This window comes from Pandoraea pneumonica, assembly GCF_049918595.1.
GTDB lineage: Bacteria > Pseudomonadota > Gammaproteobacteria > Burkholderiales > Burkholderiaceae > Pandoraea > Pandoraea pneumonica_A.
In genome coordinates, this window is the sequence record NZ_JBNCRZ010000001.1 from 150,718 (window position 1) to 168,157 (window position 17,440).

Annotated in this window: 18 protein-coding genes; 5 read left to right on the forward strand and 13 right to left on the reverse strand. The window is 58.6% G+C overall.

Translation table 11 applies throughout. From position 1 onward, the window contains the following. Nucleotides 1–13: 13 nt before the first annotated feature. The gene (locus tag ACPWR9_RS00755; protein WP_426312851.1) at nucleotides 14–2,128 is read left to right on the forward strand and encodes a molybdopterin cofactor-binding domain-containing protein; all 2,115 of its coding nucleotides are present in this window, start codon (nucleotides 14–16) and stop codon (nucleotides 2,126–2,128) included. 54 nt (nucleotides 2,129–2,182) lie between these two features. On the opposite strand, the gene ACPWR9_RS00760 is transcribed toward ACPWR9_RS00755, so the two are convergent. The 8 genes from ACPWR9_RS00760 to ACPWR9_RS00795 all read right to left on the reverse strand — a co-directional run bounded on the left by ACPWR9_RS00760 (nucleotide 2,183) and on the right by ACPWR9_RS00795 (nucleotide 9,055). Further along, entirely contained in the window at nucleotides 2,183–3,289 is a 1,107-nt protein-coding gene (locus ACPWR9_RS00760; RefSeq protein WP_426312342.1) for a ThiF family adenylyltransferase, read from the reverse strand. 4 nt (nucleotides 3,290–3,293) lie between these two features. After that, entirely contained in the window at nucleotides 3,294–3,566 is a 273-nt protein-coding gene (locus ACPWR9_RS00765) for a hypothetical protein (RefSeq protein WP_426312344.1), read from the reverse strand. Nucleotides 3,567–3,570: 4 nt separating this feature from the next. Further along, complete coding sequence (locus tag ACPWR9_RS00770) at nucleotides 3,571–4,278, reverse strand: hypothetical protein (RefSeq protein ID WP_426312346.1); 708 nt, start codon at nucleotides 4,276–4,278, stop codon at nucleotides 3,571–3,573. Nucleotides 4,279–4,309: 31 nt separating this feature from the next. Beyond that, the gene (locus ACPWR9_RS00775) at nucleotides 4,310–4,990 is read right to left on the reverse strand and encodes a TfuA-like protein (RefSeq protein ID WP_426312347.1); all 681 of its coding nucleotides are present in this window, start codon (nucleotides 4,988–4,990) and stop codon (nucleotides 4,310–4,312) included. 1 nt (nucleotide 4,991) lies between these two features. Next, nucleotides 4,992–6,224, reverse strand: a complete 1,233-nt coding sequence (locus tag ACPWR9_RS00780) for a YcaO-like family protein (protein WP_426312349.1) — start codon at nucleotides 6,222–6,224, stop codon at nucleotides 4,992–4,994. A gap of 13 nt (nucleotides 6,225–6,237) precedes the next feature. After that, a complete protein-coding gene (locus tag ACPWR9_RS00785; RefSeq protein WP_426312350.1) occupies nucleotides 6,238–6,774 on the reverse strand; it encodes a hypothetical protein in 537 nt (178 codons plus the stop codon). Beyond that, on the reverse strand, nucleotides 6,771–7,508 hold the full coding sequence (locus ACPWR9_RS00790; RefSeq protein ID WP_426312351.1) for an MFS transporter: 738 nt from the start codon (nucleotides 7,506–7,508) through the stop codon (nucleotides 6,771–6,773). The genes ACPWR9_RS00785 and ACPWR9_RS00790 overlap by 4 nt, the downstream gene beginning before the upstream one ends. A gap of 929 nt (nucleotides 7,509–8,437) precedes the next feature. Next, nucleotides 8,438–9,055 (reverse strand): YqaA family protein, encoded by a 618-nt coding sequence (locus tag ACPWR9_RS00795; protein ID WP_426312353.1) that lies wholly within the window; start codon nucleotides 9,053–9,055, stop codon nucleotides 8,438–8,440. A 139-nt stretch (nucleotides 9,056–9,194) separates the two neighbouring features. Between ACPWR9_RS00795 and ACPWR9_RS00800 the strand changes: the two genes are divergently transcribed. From ACPWR9_RS00800 to queF, 4 genes are all read left to right on the forward strand, one after another. Next, entirely contained in the window at nucleotides 9,195–9,815 is a 621-nt protein-coding gene (locus ACPWR9_RS00800) for a nucleotidyltransferase family protein (protein ID WP_426312355.1), read from the forward strand. Nucleotides 9,816–9,935: 120 nt separating this feature from the next. Further along, nucleotides 9,936–11,465: a threonine ammonia-lyase, biosynthetic gene (gene ilvA, locus ACPWR9_RS00805; protein WP_150680192.1), complete on the forward strand. Its 1,530-nt coding sequence runs from the start codon at nucleotides 9,936–9,938 to the stop codon at nucleotides 11,463–11,465. 64 nt (nucleotides 11,466–11,529) lie between these two features. Further along, entirely contained in the window at nucleotides 11,530–12,453 is a 924-nt protein-coding gene (locus tag ACPWR9_RS00810) for a 5'-nucleotidase (RefSeq protein WP_150680191.1), read from the forward strand. Then, on the forward strand, nucleotides 12,440–13,267 hold the full coding sequence (gene queF / locus ACPWR9_RS00815) for an NADPH-dependent 7-cyano-7-deazaguanine reductase QueF (protein ID WP_426312356.1): 828 nt from the start codon (nucleotides 12,440–12,442) through the stop codon (nucleotides 13,265–13,267). Before ACPWR9_RS00810 ends, queF begins: the two co-directional genes overlap by 14 nt. Nucleotides 13,268–13,280: 13 nt before the next feature. On the opposite strand, the gene ACPWR9_RS00820 is transcribed toward queF, so the two are convergent. The 5 genes from ACPWR9_RS00820 to ACPWR9_RS00840 all read right to left on the reverse strand — a co-directional run bounded on the left by ACPWR9_RS00820 (nucleotide 13,281) and on the right by ACPWR9_RS00840 (nucleotide 17,277). Further along, entirely contained in the window at nucleotides 13,281–13,802 is a 522-nt protein-coding gene (locus ACPWR9_RS00820; RefSeq protein WP_426312358.1) for a hypothetical protein, read from the reverse strand. Next, the gene (locus ACPWR9_RS00825) at nucleotides 13,789–14,271 is read right to left on the reverse strand and encodes a hypothetical protein (RefSeq protein ID WP_426312359.1); all 483 of its coding nucleotides are present in this window, start codon (nucleotides 14,269–14,271) and stop codon (nucleotides 13,789–13,791) included. Before ACPWR9_RS00825 ends, ACPWR9_RS00820 begins: the two co-directional genes overlap by 14 nt. A 201-nt stretch (nucleotides 14,272–14,472) precedes the next feature. Then, on the reverse strand, nucleotides 14,473–14,859 hold the full coding sequence (locus ACPWR9_RS00830; RefSeq protein WP_044457733.1) for a RidA family protein: 387 nt from the start codon (nucleotides 14,857–14,859) through the stop codon (nucleotides 14,473–14,475). A gap of 41 nt (nucleotides 14,860–14,900) precedes the next feature. Continuing rightward, nucleotides 14,901–16,394 carry an N-acyl-D-amino-acid deacylase family protein gene (locus ACPWR9_RS00835; RefSeq protein ID WP_426312361.1) on the reverse strand — a complete coding sequence of 498 codons (1,494 nt, stop codon included), beginning with the start codon at nucleotides 16,392–16,394 and terminating at the stop codon, nucleotides 14,901–14,903. Between the two features lies 1 nt (nucleotide 16,395). Then, nucleotides 16,396–17,277 carry a MurR/RpiR family transcriptional regulator gene (locus ACPWR9_RS00840; protein WP_426312363.1) on the reverse strand — a complete coding sequence of 294 codons (882 nt, stop codon included), beginning with the start codon at nucleotides 17,275–17,277 and terminating at the stop codon, nucleotides 16,396–16,398. Nucleotides 17,278–17,440: the final 163 nt, after the last annotated feature.

The following is a 17,440-nucleotide window of genomic DNA, read 5'->3' on the forward strand; positions in this document are numbered from 1 at the left end:
CGCGGGCGGCCTGATGCTTGAGATGTCATGGCCCGGCGCGGTACGTGTGGCCAATGCCGAAGGACCGGCGCCCACACCGGTCGTGCCGTCCGCGTTCGTGCGCATCGCGCCGGACGACACCGTCACCATTCAGGTCAACCGCCTCGACTTCGGTCAGGGCGTGCAGACCGCACTGCCGATGCTCGTCGCCGAAGAGCTCGACTGCGACTGGGGCAAAGTGCGCAGCGAGTTGGCCCCGGCGGCCGACGTCTACAAAGACCCGTTGTTCGGCATCCAGATGACCGGCGGTTCCGGGTCGGTGGCGCATTCTTGGCTGCAATACCGCCGCATTGGTGCATCGGCCCGTGCCATGTTGATTGCGGCCGCCGCGCAGCAATGGAAGGTTTCGCCTGCCGACCTGCGCACCGAAAACGGCGCGGTCATTGGCCCCAAGGGCCAGCGCGCGACGTTCGGCAGCCTCGCCGCGAAGGCGCAGACGATGCCGGTACCGGCCGACGTCAAGCTCAAAGATCCGTCGACCTTCCGCTTGCTGGGCAAGCCGACCGGCCGACTCGATGCGCGGGCGAAGTCCACGGGCACGCCGATGTACGGTATGGACTTCAAGCTGCCGAACCTGAAAGTGGCCGTGGTTGCACGCCCGCCAGTTTTCGGCGCGAAGGTAAAGACGTTCGACGCCAAGGCAGCGAAAGCGGTCAAGGGCGTGCGCGACGTGCTCGAGATTCCCGACGACCGTGGCGGCACCGCCGTCGCCGTGATTGCCGACGGCTACTGGCAGGCAAAGACCGGCCGCGATGCGTTGAATGCGACGTGGGACACGACGGGTGTCGAGCATGTCGACACGACGGCACAACTCGCCAAGTACAAAGAACTGGCGAAGACCCCGGGCGTCGTGGCGATCGATGCGGACGTCTCGAAGCTCAAGGGTGCGCCGAAGACGTTGGTGGCCGAATACAGCTTCCCGTATCTCGCGCATGCGCCGATGGAGCCGTTGAACTGCACCTTGCAGTTGAGCGACAAGGGTGCCGAAGTCTGGACCGGAACGCAGTTCCAAACGGTCGATCAAGCGGCCATCGCCCACACACTCGATCTCAAGCCCGAGCAGGTCAAGCTGCACACCTTGATGGCGGGCGGCGGCTTTGGCCGACGTGCGGTGCCGACGTCCGACTATGGCGTCGAAGCGGCGCAGGTCGCGAAGGCATGGAAGCGTGCGGGCCATCGCGAGCCGGTCAAGGTGATTTGGAGTCGGGAAGACGACATCCATGGCGGCTACTACCGTCCGATGTACGTGCATCGTGCCGAGATTGGACTTGATGCGAAGGGCAACGTGTTGGCGTGGAATCACACCATCGTGGGCCAGTCGATTCTTCAGGGCACGCCGTTCGAGAAGATGATGGTGAAGAACGGTGTCGACAGCACGAGTGTGGAAGGTGTGGCGGGCACACCGTACGCGGTGCCGTTGCGGTTAACGCTGCATAGTCCGCAGGTCAATGTGCCGGTGTTGTGGTGGCGTTCCGTGGGCAACACCCACACCGCGTACGTGATGGAGACCTTGATTGACGAGTTGGCAAAAAATGCCGGAAAGGACCCCGTCGATTACCGATATGCGTTGATGGGCGACAAGCATCCGCGTCACCGTGCGGCGTTGGCGTTGGCGGTGGAGCGTTCCGGCTACGGCAAAACAAAGCTCCCAGCGGGTCAGGCGTGGGGCGTAGCGGTGCACGAATCGTTCGACTCCGTGGTCGCGTACGTGGTGGTTGCGGAAGTGAAGAATGGCACACCGCGTTTGGTGAGTGCGACGGCGGGTGTGCATTGCAACTTCGCGGTCAATCCGTTGACGGTAGCGGCGCAGGTTGAGGGTGCGGCGTTGATGGGATTGGGCACGACGTTACCGGGCGCGGCGATTACGTTGAAGGATGGTCAGGTTGAGCAGAGCAACTTCCATCAGTACATGGTGGCGCGCTTGACTGACATGCCAGCGATTGGTGTGCACATCGTGAGTTCGGGCGATGCGCCGACGGGGATGGGCGAGCCGGGCTTGCCGCCATTGGCCCCGGCGTATGCCAATGCCATCTTCGCCGTCACGGGTAAGCGCTTGCGTGCATTGCCGTTCGATTTAACGACGGCGTAAGTCGGAGTCAACCGCCGAGGCGGTTAGCCTCCTTGCCGCAATTTAACCGCCGGATCAGTCATGGGTGTCCGCAGGCGCGCATGGCACACATCCTGGTCCGGCAGTTTCCACCGTGCAACCATCGATTCCACCGTTCAGATGAAACACCTTCGTCCCATTCATCACGCTGCGTAGATAGAGGGCTGCTTTTGCCGAACGCGCGCCTGATTTGCAGTAGACGACAATGTCTCGGTCGATAGGTAGTGCCTTTAGGTGCTGGGGCAGCGTTGCCAGTGGGATATGCTCACCGCCGATAGAGCAGATTTGCCTCTCGCTGTGTTCACGAACGTCAATCAATACGGGAGAAGAGCTCGAGCGCATGCGATCAAGCAATTCACCGTATTCGATCATGTGGTGTGCCCCTAGCGCCGTATCGTTGTTTTCTCGTTTGGCGAGCTTCAGTCTTTGCGTCGTCGCACTCAGCGCGTCAAACGTTAGCAAATATCCCGCTAACGTTTCCCCAAGACCTGTGATGACTTTGATCGCTTCATTCGCCTGAAGTGTGCCGATAACGCCCGGAAGTACGCCCATGACCCCCGCTTCCCCACAGCTTTGGGCGAAAGCGGATGGAGGGGCATCTGGATGTAGATCTCGATAGGAAAACCCGCTGGGATGGGCTTCCGTCGGATAGTGAAATACTGAAACCTGCCCCGCGAACTGAAAAATTGTGCCGTAGATCAGTGGTACGCCAACGTCTGCGGCAACGTCGTTGATTGCATACTTGGCATCAAAGTTGTCGGTGCAGTCGATCACGACGTCGAAGCGGGGGATTACCTGTGTCAGCAACTGCACATCTGCTTCCCGGCAAATCGTGTCAATGCAGATGTACGGATTGAGCGCTCGCAGCCTGTCAGCGGCGATGGTCACTTTCTTTTTCCCAATAGACGCTATGTCGAACAACGTTTGACGATGAAGATTTGTTTCCGATACTTCATCTGCGTCGCATAAAGTGATTCTGCCAACTCCTGCGCCAGCCAAGTAAAGTGCTGCCGGACAACCAAGCCCGCCAACACCTAAAACTAAAACACTAGAAGACCGGAGCCGTTCCTGCACCGTCTCGTTAAACCCTGGCAACTTGAAATGTCGATCGTAGAATTTCTTTTCCGATGTGAGAATACTCATGTTATTACCCCCCTGCAACGGCAATCACAATCAAAATTTCCCCGTCTTCACTTACTGTCTGATTTTCATCCGAAATTTCACGAATCTGAACGCCTTCAACAAATAAACCCACAAAATCACGAACCTTACCGTTAGCATCGAAAATCTGCGAACGGACCATCGGAAACAGTTCATCAATAGTTAAAAATACATCGCGAATATTTGAAGCTGAAATATCAATGTGCTTTCTCCCTTCAACCAAGCTTCCAAGTTGAGGCGGGATCTTAATTCTGGCCATATTTTCAACCCGAAGAAAATAAGTAACGCCGACAGGAAGCGACAGCAGCTACGCCGTCGGGTGTTAGCTTGCCACTGCTTTCAGCAATATCAAGGCAACCCAGCGCGTATCGCTCGAGATATTGCAGACGACTATCGTCATCGGCATTGTTAATTTCGCGGTTGACTCTCGCACGATAAAATCGGACAGCTGTAACCGCGAACGTCAATGCGTACATCACTTGACGCGTATCCTTCCCTGACGTACCGGACGGCAACACGTGAATTGGCTCATCGGGATCTGCGAGCGGCGTTATCTCGGCAAACATTCCGACCCAGATATGCGAGATTTCATGGACAATATATTCGCTCAATCGCGGGCTTTCCAAAGCACTCTTCCCTAGAAATATATGCTGAGGAATGAGTGGGTTACTTGAGCTTAATATGTCGATGGTGAGCCGTCGCCAACACAGCGGAATAGCGAATGCCAAACGCCACTCTGGAACGATGGATACAATATCTTTGCACGCGCTCTGGACCACCACCATTTCATCATCGTTTAGCTCAACGGATTCGTTATCACTCGCGCCGTTTGCGCGCACCCGGCTATAACAATCCGCGGCTATTCCTGGCAGCAGATATTTTGATAGAGGATATTTAAACACTCGCATCCGCCTGCGAATTTCGCATGTCAAAGTCACCAAACTAGATAGGCTGACATCATCATCTATCATTGGCAGACCACCTAAAGTCAGCAGGCAGCAATTACGCATTGTCTTCCATGGACATCCAGGGCTGCGCAACTAAAAAATCTACCAAATCTGCTTGCTTCAACTGATATGGCTTGAAGTTTTCAGAAAAAAACAACAACCGATTTAGAATTTCTCCGTCACCGCAATATTTCGACAGGAGAAATCTAAGAGCATCAATTGTTCTATCGCCGTACCATCTTTCCTTGAGTGAATTTAGAATTTTTTCGACTTGCTCTCCGGTTAATAGCTTTTCGCCTTCCGCCTGCCTACAAAATTCTCGAAGATGCAACATAGGTTCGGATAGTGGCAAGTAAGGTGCTTCCGTACCGTGCACCAAAGCAACCTCATCGTCGGCAAGGTCGTGCTGGTGACAGAACATTGCAGCCACGTTTCCCCACGGGATCATCCCCATATGGACCATCTCGCTCGCGCGAATTGCCCCGATCGAACACAAGCCGTAGATACGCCAGCCGGCTTCAAGCGCCTCTCTTAGCTCGACATGTCCCACCGACGGATATGAGTGGAATGTTCCGTCGACCAACCCGATGATGCCGGGCGATTCGTGGGTGCTCACAATATGCTCAATGTCACCGCGGCGAGCTGGAGGCCGCCAGGAGACCTCATTCGTAGTCTTAGTACTCAATCCAGTACCAAATAGAGAAGGTCCAGCGAAGATTTCAATGGTTTTAGCCACATTAAGACTCCTTTGACCCTCTGAAGAAATTTGCGAGACGCGGCCCTATCCTTGGGAATTCCACGTCGTGCATTTCGGCACCGGGCACGACGATCTTGACAACTTGAAATGGGTAGGAGGAATCAGTCAACGTCACTCGTACGACATGACCAATCCCCTCACGAGCCAGCCCCTGACAAAGACATTTGAGAGTCTGCATAACACTCTCCACTTCGAAATTCGGCACGCTTAAAAATTTAGTTGTCCTTACTTTATTTGACGCAATATTTCTCAAATTTCGAATGAGTTCTAACTCCATGTCTCGACCAAGCGTGGCACCGATATTCACGCGCCTGATAATGTCGTCCCTGCCGCCGTGAATATGGCTGAGCCGTCCTTGCACCGCCTCCGCCAGCGCTCGCACGCCTGCAATTTCTGCGATGGGGTGGAGACCAAAACCCGATGCAACAGCAATCGGATTATGCTCATCGGGCTCAAGTACATAGCCCGTGAAGTACGGAAGCCCAAATCCATTTGGGCTATATCGTAAGTAGCACCTCAACCCAGAACTTTCAATTTTCTCGGCCAATGCTTTTATTTTTTCAGGCGCGTCGGCTAGGTCGACTAAAACAGATCTATCTTGAACTACATCAAACGACCGCACGTGACGCTCCATGACTTCCGCGAGACCGTGCACAGTTGCTTCATCTAACGAATTCCCTGAAGCCAAGCCGTTAGTACTTGAGCCATACAGTTTGACGCCTGTATTTTCTAAAAATGGAAGGTAGACCAACTCTGCCGGAATGAGGACACGTCCAAGATTACTCATAATCTCCTCACCGACCACGACGGCAATGTCATCTCCATGTTCAATTCGGCAGCCCACGCGAGGACAAAAATCTGGAAAACTAATACCTCCTTGGAATGACTCTAGGATTTCTGAAGGTTTGCATAAGAACCAGTTTGCGATGTTCCGGCCAGGAGTGGCAAAACTAAACTCAATCGCCTCCATGTAGGCACCGATCTTGGCCTCTGCATGCGTAAATCCTTTCCCTGCATGGACACAAAGTGTTCCCTTTACTCCATCTGGACGAATGGACGAATATACGGGAATTCCAATACGGTCAAGCCAGGTTATATCCACCACACGACTTACGCCACGGCTCATCGCCAACGATTCTGCGATTGCCAGAGACTCTTCAACGCGTCGCGTTCTGAGACTAGAACTTAATCGAATTAATTTATCACCGATCATTTTATCGCCCCCCTTACTTACCAAATGCCCGTGGATATAACTCCCTATATACTCCAACGATATCTTCGTCCGACCTCGACAACAGCGACTTGGCGTCTGAATTTCTAATCAGTAAAAAAGTCGATAAAATTATTAGCACCCCACAGATTTCGACCCCGCTCACAATACCCAAATCATCAATCGCAAATCCAACACCTTGTGTCGCCAGTGGATTTAAACAAGAAGATAGAAATGCAACACCAGCAGCCATTCGAGAACGAAACTCCGACGGTGTGGCGGCCGCCCGCAAAGTACTTGCATTTATGTTGAAAATTGCGAAACCAGCACCACCAATGAAAAACCACATCGATATTAGGTAAATATCACTACTAAATGCGGAAGAAAATAGTCCGATACCCAGAAGACCATTACCGGAAATAAGAGCTATGAAGCGCCCGATCAGGTTATTTAGGTAACGGACAAACACAGCCCCTCCACAGAGAATTCCTACACCGAACGCCATTTCAATCACTGCCATCGTGCTGGCAGAAGCGCCAAGTCCTTCATTCACCCATATCGGAAGCGCGACCGTAAAAATGGAAAAAGACCGGCGTTTGTAAGTGCGATGGCAGTGGCCGTCATCCGTTCCGAGCGTGCGAAAACGACCGCACGAATACCGTCGGTCGTGCGTAAGTGCCATGTTTTTGCGTACGACGCCCACGGTCTGGGGACATTCTCGAAGTCGGATCTCCGTACACGGATACCGAAACTCGTCAGCAGGCCTGTGGCACAGGCAACGGCTGCGGCGCCGAGCGCCGCCGACACCCCACCGACGGCCAATAGAAAAGCACCCAACATTGGCGCGCAAAGGCCAACGACAGCACTGGTGCTTGCACCAAGCGACTGAGCTGCAGTCAGACGATTTGCCTCGACCAGTGAAGGGATTAGTCCGGCGGCAGTGGGATCACGAAGCCCCGCAATAAGACTCAGACCAACAAGTAATCCTGTAAGGATCGTAATCGAGAATGGAAATAGAACGACCGCCAACATTAGGCCGAACATGATCACTGAAGCCAGGCAGATACAAATCCGATAGATCGTCAGACGGTCAAAATAGTCCGCCATCGGCGCTAACAGCGGCTTGGAATACACTTCGACCAAACTCGACACACCGAAAATCGATGCAAATGCGATAGCGGAGCCAGTCTCGCGCATCACGAGCCACGACAAACCGAATCTGACACAGTGCAACGATACGGTGCTAAATGCGGAACTGGCCAAAAAAAATAAAATATCCGAGCCCATATTTGGACACCGTCTTTTTACGCGCTAACTGGGGAAGTGGCGACGACCGTTAATCGCCGCCGCCACAAGGAAACGCGATTATGCGTTTACGTTATTTGAATTATGCGCAACAGATAGAGCAGCGGATGATTTTGAATCCACCGAATTCTCCTCCAAAAACTCAGCGAACTGCTCAAGCACTTTCTCGTCCAAATTCAAGATCTCTTCCATCTCAATGCCTCCATTTTCTTTCCCACGGATATTGAACGATTGCCCGCCTCAATTCTTCCAACTCGCTGAACAAGAAAATTCAGAGTAGAAACTTCGACACGACAATCAACACCCCCAGACCACACAGGGTCAAAACAATATATTCATACAAATATATTTTTTATATGGGCTGATTCTCATTTTTATTTTTCGTTTTTCGCACCCAAGTTATCGAATAATTATCGTGACGATGAGATCGGTAAGATTTATCAAGATTCTTCGAGCGTTGAAAAGTCTCCTGCGCTTTGGCAAATTGACTGCGCTTCGCCCACGACAGGTTCATCGACTCACCATGCCTTATCAGATCGCGCGGCAACGATCGACGAGGTCTTACTTGGGAGCCCCGGGGAAGTGGTACTGCAAAGATTGATTTTCGATTTTTAGGCACGCTCGCCACATCGCCACAAGCGTGACGGAGACAGCCGAGGGTTGCAGCGCAGATCAAAGGCAGGGCTATGACGGGATTAGCGCGACACTTCCGTACGCTGCGATTGCCAGAAAGGAGGACCGGAAGGGTCCTGAGAAAGCCTGAAGGATGAGAGGCCGGACCGGGGCCCCTTTTTGGTGCGAGTTGGGTTTATGTCTGAGCCCCGAAAAGGGGCCCCGGTCCGGGCTCTGGGGCATCGGCAGAACCCCGGGGGGGGTCCGCCGTTTCAGGCCTACACGGCCCGCTGACATAGTTAGCCGATCAGTAGATGTTTGAACGGCGCGAAGATCCCTTGCCAGAACGACTCGGGCACGCGAAGCATCAGGTAGGTGATGAAGAGGTAGCGCAGCGTCTTGCCGATGGCGATGTAGACGAGGCATTCGCGCCATGAAAGCCGGAGCCATCCGGCGAGGGTGCAAAGCGGGTCGCCGACCACGGGCAGCCAAGAGAGCAGCAGCAACGGCGGTCCGAAGCGGCGCATCCAGCGGTGATATCGCTCGTTCATCGGCGCTTTGGTGCTGCCTTGCTTGGTAGCGTTGGCGTCGGCCATCCCTTCGACGCTCACCGTTCCCCCGCCAGCCACGGCCGCAGCGCGCGCATGCGCACGTCTGCGCGCCTTGAGCCGCACATAGCCGCGCCGCGCGGCGAACCCCATCCACCAATCGACCATGCCGCCGGCGGTATTGCCGATGCTCGCGACGATGATCGCGGGCCAGAACATGTGCGGATTCAGCGCCACATAGCCGAACAGCGCGGGTTCCGAGCCCATCGGCAGCAATGTGGCCGACAGAAACGCGATCAGAAAGACGGCAGGCAGGCCAACGCCGGGAAGCGCAAGCGCCCCTAGCAGCCAGGAAATGAACGACTCCATGCAACTCCGGCGATAGCAAAAAACGAAACCAAACCAAGGAAAACCGACCGTCCGGTCGGTGTCTGTCGCACAACGGGCGGGGCACGCGTGCGTTCCCGCGTTTGGCGTAAACAAAAAGTCTGGCGCATAATGCATGCCCATGACCCGACCTTCGACGCCGCCCGTGGCCATTTTACTGGCAGGCGGACTCGGTACCCGCTTCGATGCGGCTGGGCGCCGGAACAAGCTGCTCGCGCCGCTGCCCGGCGATCCCTTGAACCGACCCGTTGCCCTCGCCAGCGCCCATGCGCTGCTGGCGGTATTGCCGCGCGTGATCGCGGTGGTGCGACCGGACTCGGCCGAGTTGGAGAACGTGCTGTTGCAGGCGGGTTGCGAAGTCGTCATGAGCCACGCGACCAAGCGCGGCATGGGTGCGACGCTCGCCGCGGGCATCCGCTCCGGTACCGACGAAGCGCCGCCGCCCGGGCTTGAAGACCTCGATGGCTGGCTTGTCGCATTGGCCGACATGCCCTACATCAATCCCCATACCATTCGCGCTATCGCCAACGGGCTCACCTCGCCCGAAGCGATTGTCGCCCCGAGTTATCAGGGACAGCGCGGCCATCCGGTCGCCTTCGGTTCCGCCTATACCTCACACCTGGCCGCCCTCGATGGCGACGCCGGCGCGCGCGAGTTGTTGATTAGCGAGCACATTACGATCGTCGATGTCGACGACGCCGGAATCGTGCGCGACATCGACACCCCAGACGACCTTCGCTAGGGCGCGCACTCCCCTTTCCCGTTTTTTCCCGAGAGACCAAGCGCGACCGCCCCGGCGGAAGGGCTGGTCTATCATTGTCCTTTTGTTCCTGATGTGCCTAACCTGAAGAAGCCTTAAATCATGTCCGACGCAGCTCCCGAATATCTGAAGAAGATCCTCACCGCAAAAGTCTACGACGTCGCCAAGGAAAGCGAACTCGAATTGGCGCGCACGCTCTCCATGCGGCTGCACAATCGAATTTACTTGAAGCGCGAAGACAACCAATCGGTGTTCTCCTTCAAGATTCGGGGCGCGTACAACAAGATGGCGAGCCTGAGCGAGGCTGAGCGCGAGCGCGGCGTACTGACCGCCTCGGCCGGTAACCACGCGCAAGGCGTGGCGTACTCCGCCGCGCGTCTGGGCTGCAAGGCCGTCATCGTCATGCCCGTGACCACCCCGCAAGTGAAGATCGACGCCGTGCGCACCCACGGCGGACGTGCCGTCGAAGTCGTACTCGCGGGCGACTCCTACAGCGACGCCTACGCGCACGCCATGACCTTGCAGGAAGAACGTGGCCTGACCTTCGTGCCGCCGTTCGACGACCCCGAAGTCATCGCCGGTCAGGGCACCATCGGCATGGAAATTTTGCGTCAGCACCAAGGCCCGCTGCATGCCATCTTCGTGCCGATCGGCGGCGGCGGTCTGGCCGCAGGCGTCGCCGCGTACGTCAAAGCCGTGCGTCCCGACATCAAAGTGATCGGCGTGCAATCCGTCGACTCCGACGCCATGGCACAGTCGATTCACGCAGGCGAGCGCGTGTTGCTCAACGACGTGGGCCTCTTCGCCGACGGCACCGCCGTGAAATACGTCGGCGCAGAAACCTTCCGCCTGTGCCAAAAATATCTCGACGAAGTCGTACGCGTCGACACCGACCAGCTGTGCGCAGCGATCAAAGACGTCTTCCAAGACACCCGCAGCGTGCTCGAACCGTCGGGCGCGCTCTCGGTGGCCGGTGCCAAGCTCTACGCCGAGCGCGAAAAGCTCAAGGCCGAGACGCTCGTGGCGATCACCTCGGGCGCGAACATGAACTTCGACCGCCTGCGCTTCGTGGCAGAGCGTGCCGAAGTCGGTGAAGCCCGCGAAGCGGTGTTCGCCGTGACCATTCCGGAAGCCCGCGGCAGCTTCAAGCGCTTCACCGAAGTGGTGGGCAGCCGCAATGTGACCGAGTTCAACTACCGAATTAGCGAAGCGTCCAGCGCCCACATCTTCGTGGGTATCCAGATGCATAACCGCGACGAAGGGGCGCGCATCAAGGCAGGCTTCGAGCGCCATGGCTTCCCGACGCTCGACTTGTCCAACGACGAACTCTCGAAGCAGCACATCCGGTACATGGTCGGCGGCCGTTCCGCGCTGGCGAGCCATGAAGTGCTGTACCGCTTCGAATTCCCCGAGCGTCCGGGCGCGCTGATGAAGTTCCTCTCGGCGATGAGCCCGAATTGGAACATCAGCCTGTTCCATTACCGGAATCAGGGGGCGGACTACAGCAATATCCTCGTGGGCATGCAGGTGCCGGACGAAGACAAGGGGGCGTTCCGCGACTTCCTCGCCACGCTCGGCTATCCTTACTGGGACGAAAGCGACAACCCCGTGTACAAGCTGTTCCTCGGGTAAGCTGCCGCCTCATATAGCCAACGACAACCGCCACCCAAAAACCGACAGGAAACCGTCCGCCGCCATGCCGATTACGCTCGAAAACAAGCTCGTCGTTGCGATCTCTTCGCGCGCGCTGTTCGACTTCGAGGAGGAGAACCGCGTCTATGAGACCGGCGTGGCGAGCGGCGACGACCAGTCGTACATGCAGTACCAGCTCGACCGGCTCGACGTACCCGCGCGTGTCGGCGTGGCCTTCCCGCTGGTGCAGAAACTGCTCGCGTTCAACCGAGGCGACGAACATCGCGTGGAAGTCGTGGTGCTCTCGCGCAACGATCCCGTAAGCGGACTGCGCGTCTTTCGCTCAGCCAAGCAAGTCGAGTTGAAAATCGAGCGCGGTGTGTTCACGCGCGGACGCGATCCGTTCGGGTATCTCAATGCACTGGGCGCACACCTCTTCCTCTCGGCCAACGAGAACGACGTGCGCAGCGCACTGACGGCGGGGTTCCCGGCCGCGCGCGTGTACCCCGACTCGGCCAAGAAGGCGGAACTGCATCCCGACGAAATTCGCATCGCGTTCGATGGCGACGCGGTGCTGTTCTCCGACGAGGCCGAGCGCGTTTTCCAGCGCAACGGTCTCGATGCGTTTCAGCAGCACGAAACCGAACGCGCCGCCACGCCGCTGCCGCCGGGCCCGTTCAAGCCGCTGCTGTTGGCGCTGCACCGCTTGCAAGCGCTGGCCGGGCAAGAAGTGCCGGTGAAAATTCGCACGGCACTCGTGACCGCGCGCTCCGCCCCGGCGCACGAGCGCGCCATCCGCACGTTGATGGATTGGAAAATCGACATCGACGAGGCCATGTTTTTGGGCGGGCTGGACAAAGGCGCATTCCTGCGCGAGTTCGAGCCCGATTTCTTTTTCGACGATCAGACACGCCACTGCGAGTCTGCCGCACGGGTTACCCCGACCGGTCACGTCATCAGTGGCATCGCAAATCATGACAACGCCTGACCAATCTCCGCTGGGCAAAGAAGTTGCCTACACCGAGCAATACGAGCCGTCGCTGCTGTTTCCGATTGCCCGCGCCCCCGCGCGTGCGGCCATCGGCGTGCCGGACACCCTGCCCTTCTTCGGTGCCGACATCTGGAACGGCTACGAACTCTCGTGGCTCAACGAGAAGGGCAAGCCGCAGATCGCGCTGCTCACGGCCATCGTGCCCGCCGACTCGCCGAACATCATCGAATCGAAGTCGTTCAAGCTTTACTTGGGCTCGTTCGCGCAAACCAAACTGGCGAATGCCGACGCGGCACGCGCACTGATTCAGCAAGATCTCTCGGAAGCGGCGGGCGTGTCGGTGCAAGTGAAGCTGGTCGAGCCGGGTGGCTTCGGCAAGCTCGAACTCGACGAACTCGACGGCTTGCTCGTCGACCGCCTCGACATCGACACCGATATCTACGCGCCCGACGCCAGCTTGCTCAAAGCCGCACACGGCGAGCCGCACGTTGAAGAAACGCTGGTCTCGAATCTGCTCAAGTCGAACTGCCCGGTGACCGGACAACCCGACTGGGGCAGCTTGCAGATTCGCTACATCGGTGCGCCGATCGACCAGGAAGGTTTGCTCAAATACGTGATCTCGTATCGCCGCCACACCGGCTTTCACGAGCAATGCGTCGAGGGCATCTTCATGGACATCATGCGGCAATGCAAGCCGAGCCAGTTGGCCGTGTACGCGCGCTACACGCGGCGCGGCGGGCTCGACATCAACCCGTTCCGCACCAACTTCACGTTGCCGATGCCGGACAACGCGCGCACCGCGCGTCAGTAACTGCGGCGGTAATTCAAGGCGGGTAGCCCAGCGCTGTCAGATGCTTCTGCGCAGTGCTGGCCACTCGTGCATGTTGCGGCTGATCGTCGCAACGCACGAGTGTCTCCTTCAACGCGTGGATCGCCGGCCCCCAGCAACTCAGTCTGAGCAGACACTCCCCCACGCGATACATCGGCCCGGGGGCGGTCTCGTCCATCATCGCTGCCGCAATGAAAATCGGCAGTGCGACTTCCGCCTCTCCCGCGCGACAAAGCGCCAGCCCAAGGGCAACCGCATAATCGGGCGCCATCGGACACGCCGACAACAGCGGCGCGAAGCACTCGATGGCATGCAAAAAATCACCCCGCTCAAAAGCACCATAGCCACATCGATACACGGCGTCGCACTGTGCGGCATCCCACTCCCCAGGGCGAGGAAGGTCTGCATCCACCTCCTGCGGCTCGCCTTCGCGAACCGCCTCGAGCGCGGCGTCGATCTGGGAGGCAAGGCTTCTGGAAGTCGGCCCAAGTTGGCTCTCGAAATCAAATGCGGTCACGGGCACCGATCTCCATGTCGATGTTGACTGGGGGTATTGGCCGAATCGACGGCGCCACCGACTCGCCCCGACGGGCACGTGCGTATCCACGGGCATGCTTCACGCCGATGCCGATCAGAATCATCGACACCGTGGTCATCCCCACGCCCGCCCCATAGCGAAAGTAGTCGTCAGTCCCGGCCAGCGGCCTGACGTTAAGGTCAGCATCGAAAAGCGTGAGGTACACGGTCGCCGCCAAGCTCGTCAGACCGAACGTGGTGAACGCGATGGCCGTGCACGCGTTGACCCAGGCCGACCGATTACGCTCAGCCACCGAGCGCTGCGATGCGCGGGTGTGCGAGCGCATGTCGTCCGGTGCCGTTAGTGCCTCGATGTTGAATAATTCCTCGCCAGCGTCACCCAAATCGCTGCGCAACGGCAAGACGGCAACCCGCGGCACCGTCCCCATCGAAATCGATTCTGTTCTCACAAGCCGCCTCCTCGTTGAATGGGAGACGCCATCGTGCAGGCCGGCCACCGACGTCGCCATCGAAGGCGAACCGCAGACTTTGCGGAACCGTCACCGACGTGTCTGCCGCAACGGATACTCGACGAACACACGCGCGGCATAAAAAAAGACCGACACTGGGTGTCGGCCTTTGGGGGCGGGCAGGAACCGTCGCAACCGCCGTCAGGCGGCAGGTTTCTTATACGCCACGCAGTCCACTTCGACCTTGCAGTCGATGACCATGCTCGACACCACGCAGGCGCGCGCGGGCGGATGATCGCCGAAGTATTCCTTGAAGACCTTGTTGAACGACGCGAAGTCGCGCGGATCGTCGAGCCATACACCGATACGCATCACGTGCTCAGTGCCGTAACCGGCTTCCGTGAGAATTGCGATCATGTTCTGAATCGCCTGGTGCGATTGCGCGACGATGCCGCCGTCGATCACTTCACCGTCTTTCATCGGGGTCTGTCCCGAGACGAACAGGAAACCGTCGGCTTCGGTGGCCCGTGCAAAGGGCATGCGCTGACCGCCAGTGCCCTGCCCGCCTTCTACGCCATATCGTTTGATGCTCATCGTCACTCCTTTCGACAAAACTGCCTGAACTGTATTTACAAAACCGGTTGCGGCGTACCGCGCCGCACGAAACGGCCCGAGCGCGCGGCCGACGTTGGAGCGCGGTCTTGCCACGACAACACGCCGTTGACCCACACTGCCGCGATCCCGAATGCGGGCTGCATCGGATCGGTAAACGTGGCCGCGTCGGCCACCGTCGCCGGATCGAACAGCACCAGATCGGCCCAATACCCTTCGCGCACAAAACCGCGCTGCGTCAGCCCAAAACGCTCCGCCGACAGGCCGGTCATCTTGTGCACCGCCTCCGCCAGCGGGAACAACTGTTGCTCGCGGCTATAGCGACCCAGCACGCGCGGGAATGCTCCCCACAAACGCGGGTGCGGCAGCGGATCGTTCGGCAAGCCGTCCGAGCCGACGACCGTGGCCGGGTGGCGCAGAATCCGGCGCACGTCGTCTTCTTCCATGCAGTGATAGACGGCACCAGCCGGTTGCAGCCGCTTGGCCGCCTCCATCAGATCGACACCCCATTCTTCGGCAATTGTCGCGAGCAGCTTGCCGCCTTGTGCGGGATGCGGCTGCGACCACGTCACCAGAATGTCGAAATCGTCGGTCACTTGCTTGAGATCGAGCGTGCTCGAACTGGCCGTGTACGGGTAGCAGTCGCAACCCACTGGCTGAAAGCGTTGTGCCTTGTCCACCGCTTCGAGAATTTCGGCGCTGCGACCCCAGTTATCGACGCCTGCGCACTTCAGATGCGAGACGACGACCGGCACGCGCGCGTGTCGGCCGATGCGGAAGGCTTCGTCCAGCGCTTCGAGAATTTCGGCGAACTCAGTGCGCAGGTGCGTCGCGTACAGGCCACCGGCTTCTGCCAGCGGCTCGGCAAGCGCGAGCACTTCTTCGGTCGGCGCGGCATTGGCACTCGCATACGCGAGACCGGTCGACAGACCCAGCGCGCCGTGTTCGAGCGCTTCGCGCAGTTGTGCGCGCATGCCTTCGATTTCCGCCTCGGTGGCCGCGCGGTCGAGCCGGTCCATATGATTGCTGCGCAGCGCCGTGTGGCCGATCAGCGCCGCCACGTTGATGGCGGGCTGCGCTTTTTCGAGCGCTTCGACGTAGGCGGCGAACGTCGGGTACTGGAACGCGTCGGCCTCGCCGAGCAGATTCATCGGATCGGGCGGATCGCCTTTGAGCGACACTGGCGACGCGCTGATTCCGCAGTTCCCGACGACCACCGTCGTCACGCCTTGCGAAAGCTTGGGCGTCATTTCCGGTGCGCGTACGACGTTGGTGTCGTCGTGCGTGTGCACGTCGATGAAGCCGGGGCTGAGCACCTGCCCTGCGCCATCGATGCGTTGGGCCGCGTGCCAACCAGCGAGCGCCCCGGCAGCAGCGATGGTGTGAATACGTCCGTCGTGCAACGCGACATCGAAGCGCGCGTCGGACATCGGCGCGCCGGAACCGTCGGCCACGCACACGTTGGCAATGATCGTGTCCACGACGACCGGGGTTTTAGGGGTATCCGTCATATCAATCTCCCAGAGGCTGGCGATCGCCGCCGCCCCGATGCGTGTCGAGCACGTACTTGATCCGTCGTAGCAGCGCCTGACTCTGCGGCTTGGCCAGCAACGCCAGTTCCGTGGCGAGCACATCCATGGCCAGCAGCATCGCGTAGCGCGACGACGACGGTTTAAAAATGAAATCGGTTTCCAGCGCGCGAATCGGCAGCACTTCGTCGGCCAATGCCGCTAGCGGCGAGCCGGTCGCCGTCACCGCGATCAACTGTGCGCCGTACTCGCGGGCGATCTCGCAGGCCGAGAGCAATTCCGGGGTGTGACCGCTCACAGAGAACGCCAACACCACGTCTTCGCGGTTCAACGTGCCCGCCACCATGCGGGCAAGCACGGCGTCCTGATAGCTCGCGACCGGGCGGCCAAGACGCACAAGCCGGTAGCGCGCTTCGTCGGCCATGAGCGACGAGCCGCCGCCCATACCGAATGCGTAAATCATGCGCGCCGAAGCAAGACGCCCGGCAGCGCGGCGTACGGTATCCGGCTTGATGAGCGCGCGGTGCACCTGTAGCGTTGTCTGAATATCGTCCGCGATGCGATCGATCGTCTCGCCCGAGCCATCCTGCGCGTTGGCGGCATTCGCGCCGAGGAAGCGCTGTCCCACCACGGCCGCCTGCGCGAGACGCAGCTTGAGATCGCGCACGTCGCGGCAGCCCATCGCCTTCGCAAAGCGCGTCACGCTCGCCTCGCTCACACCGGCGCGGTCCGCAAGTACGTTGATCGATGACGCGGCGGCACCGGCCACGTCCTCGAGCACCACCTGCGCCACCTTGCGCTCGGCCTGGCTCAGGGCGTCGCTGCGTTCTGCCACGCGCGTCACGATATCGAAGGACTCAGTCATTTACGGGGTCGGTGCGGCCCCTGCCGGGTGCCGTTTTTGGGTTTAGCTCGAATTTTTGTTACTTTATAACAAAATTGTCAAACGCTGGTAATTCGACGCTATTATAGGAGCCATTCGGCAAATGGCGAGGCGTTGCCCGCGCGTTCTTCGTGGAGAATTCTCA

Bases quoted from the DNA above. Each gene is read 5' to 3' on its own strand.
- ACPWR9_RS00755 (WP_426312851.1), top strand. From the start codon at position 14: ATGCTTGAGATGTCATGGCCCGGCGCGGTACGTGTGGCCAATGCCGAA.
- ACPWR9_RS00770 (WP_426312346.1), bottom strand. From the start codon at position 4,278: ATGATAGATGATGATGTCAGCCTATCTAGTTTGGTGACTTTGACATGC.
- ACPWR9_RS00790 (WP_426312351.1), bottom strand. From the start codon at position 7,508: ATGGGCTCGGATATTTTATTTTTTTTGGCCAGTTCCGCATTTAGCACC.
- ACPWR9_RS00765 (WP_426312344.1), bottom strand. From the start codon at position 3,566: ATGGCCAGAATTAAGATCCCGCCTCAACTTGGAAGCTTGGTTGAAGGG.
- queF (WP_426312356.1), top strand. From the start codon at position 12,440: ATGACAACGCCTGACCAATCTCCGCTGGGCAAAGAAGTTGCCTACACC.
- ACPWR9_RS00810 (WP_150680191.1), top strand. From the start codon at position 11,530: ATGCCGATTACGCTCGAAAACAAGCTCGTCGTTGCGATCTCTTCGCGC.
- ACPWR9_RS00840 (WP_426312363.1), bottom strand. From the start codon at position 17,277: ATGACTGAGTCCTTCGATATCGTGACGCGCGTGGCAGAACGCAGCGAC.
- ACPWR9_RS00835 (WP_426312361.1), bottom strand. From the start codon at position 16,394: ATGACGGATACCCCTAAAACCCCGGTCGTCGTGGACACGATCATTGCC.
- ACPWR9_RS00780 (WP_426312349.1), bottom strand. From the start codon at position 6,224: ATGATCGGTGATAAATTAATTCGATTAAGTTCTAGTCTCAGAACGCGA.
- ACPWR9_RS00760 (WP_426312342.1), bottom strand. From the start codon at position 3,289: ATGAGTATTCTCACATCGGAAAAGAAATTCTACGATCGACATTTCAAG.
- ACPWR9_RS00795 (WP_426312353.1), bottom strand. From the start codon at position 9,055: ATGGAGTCGTTCATTTCCTGGCTGCTAGGGGCGCTTGCGCTTCCCGGC.
- ACPWR9_RS00800 (WP_426312355.1), top strand. From the start codon at position 9,195: ATGACCCGACCTTCGACGCCGCCCGTGGCCATTTTACTGGCAGGCGGA.
- ilvA (WP_150680192.1), top strand. From the start codon at position 9,936: ATGTCCGACGCAGCTCCCGAATATCTGAAGAAGATCCTCACCGCAAAA.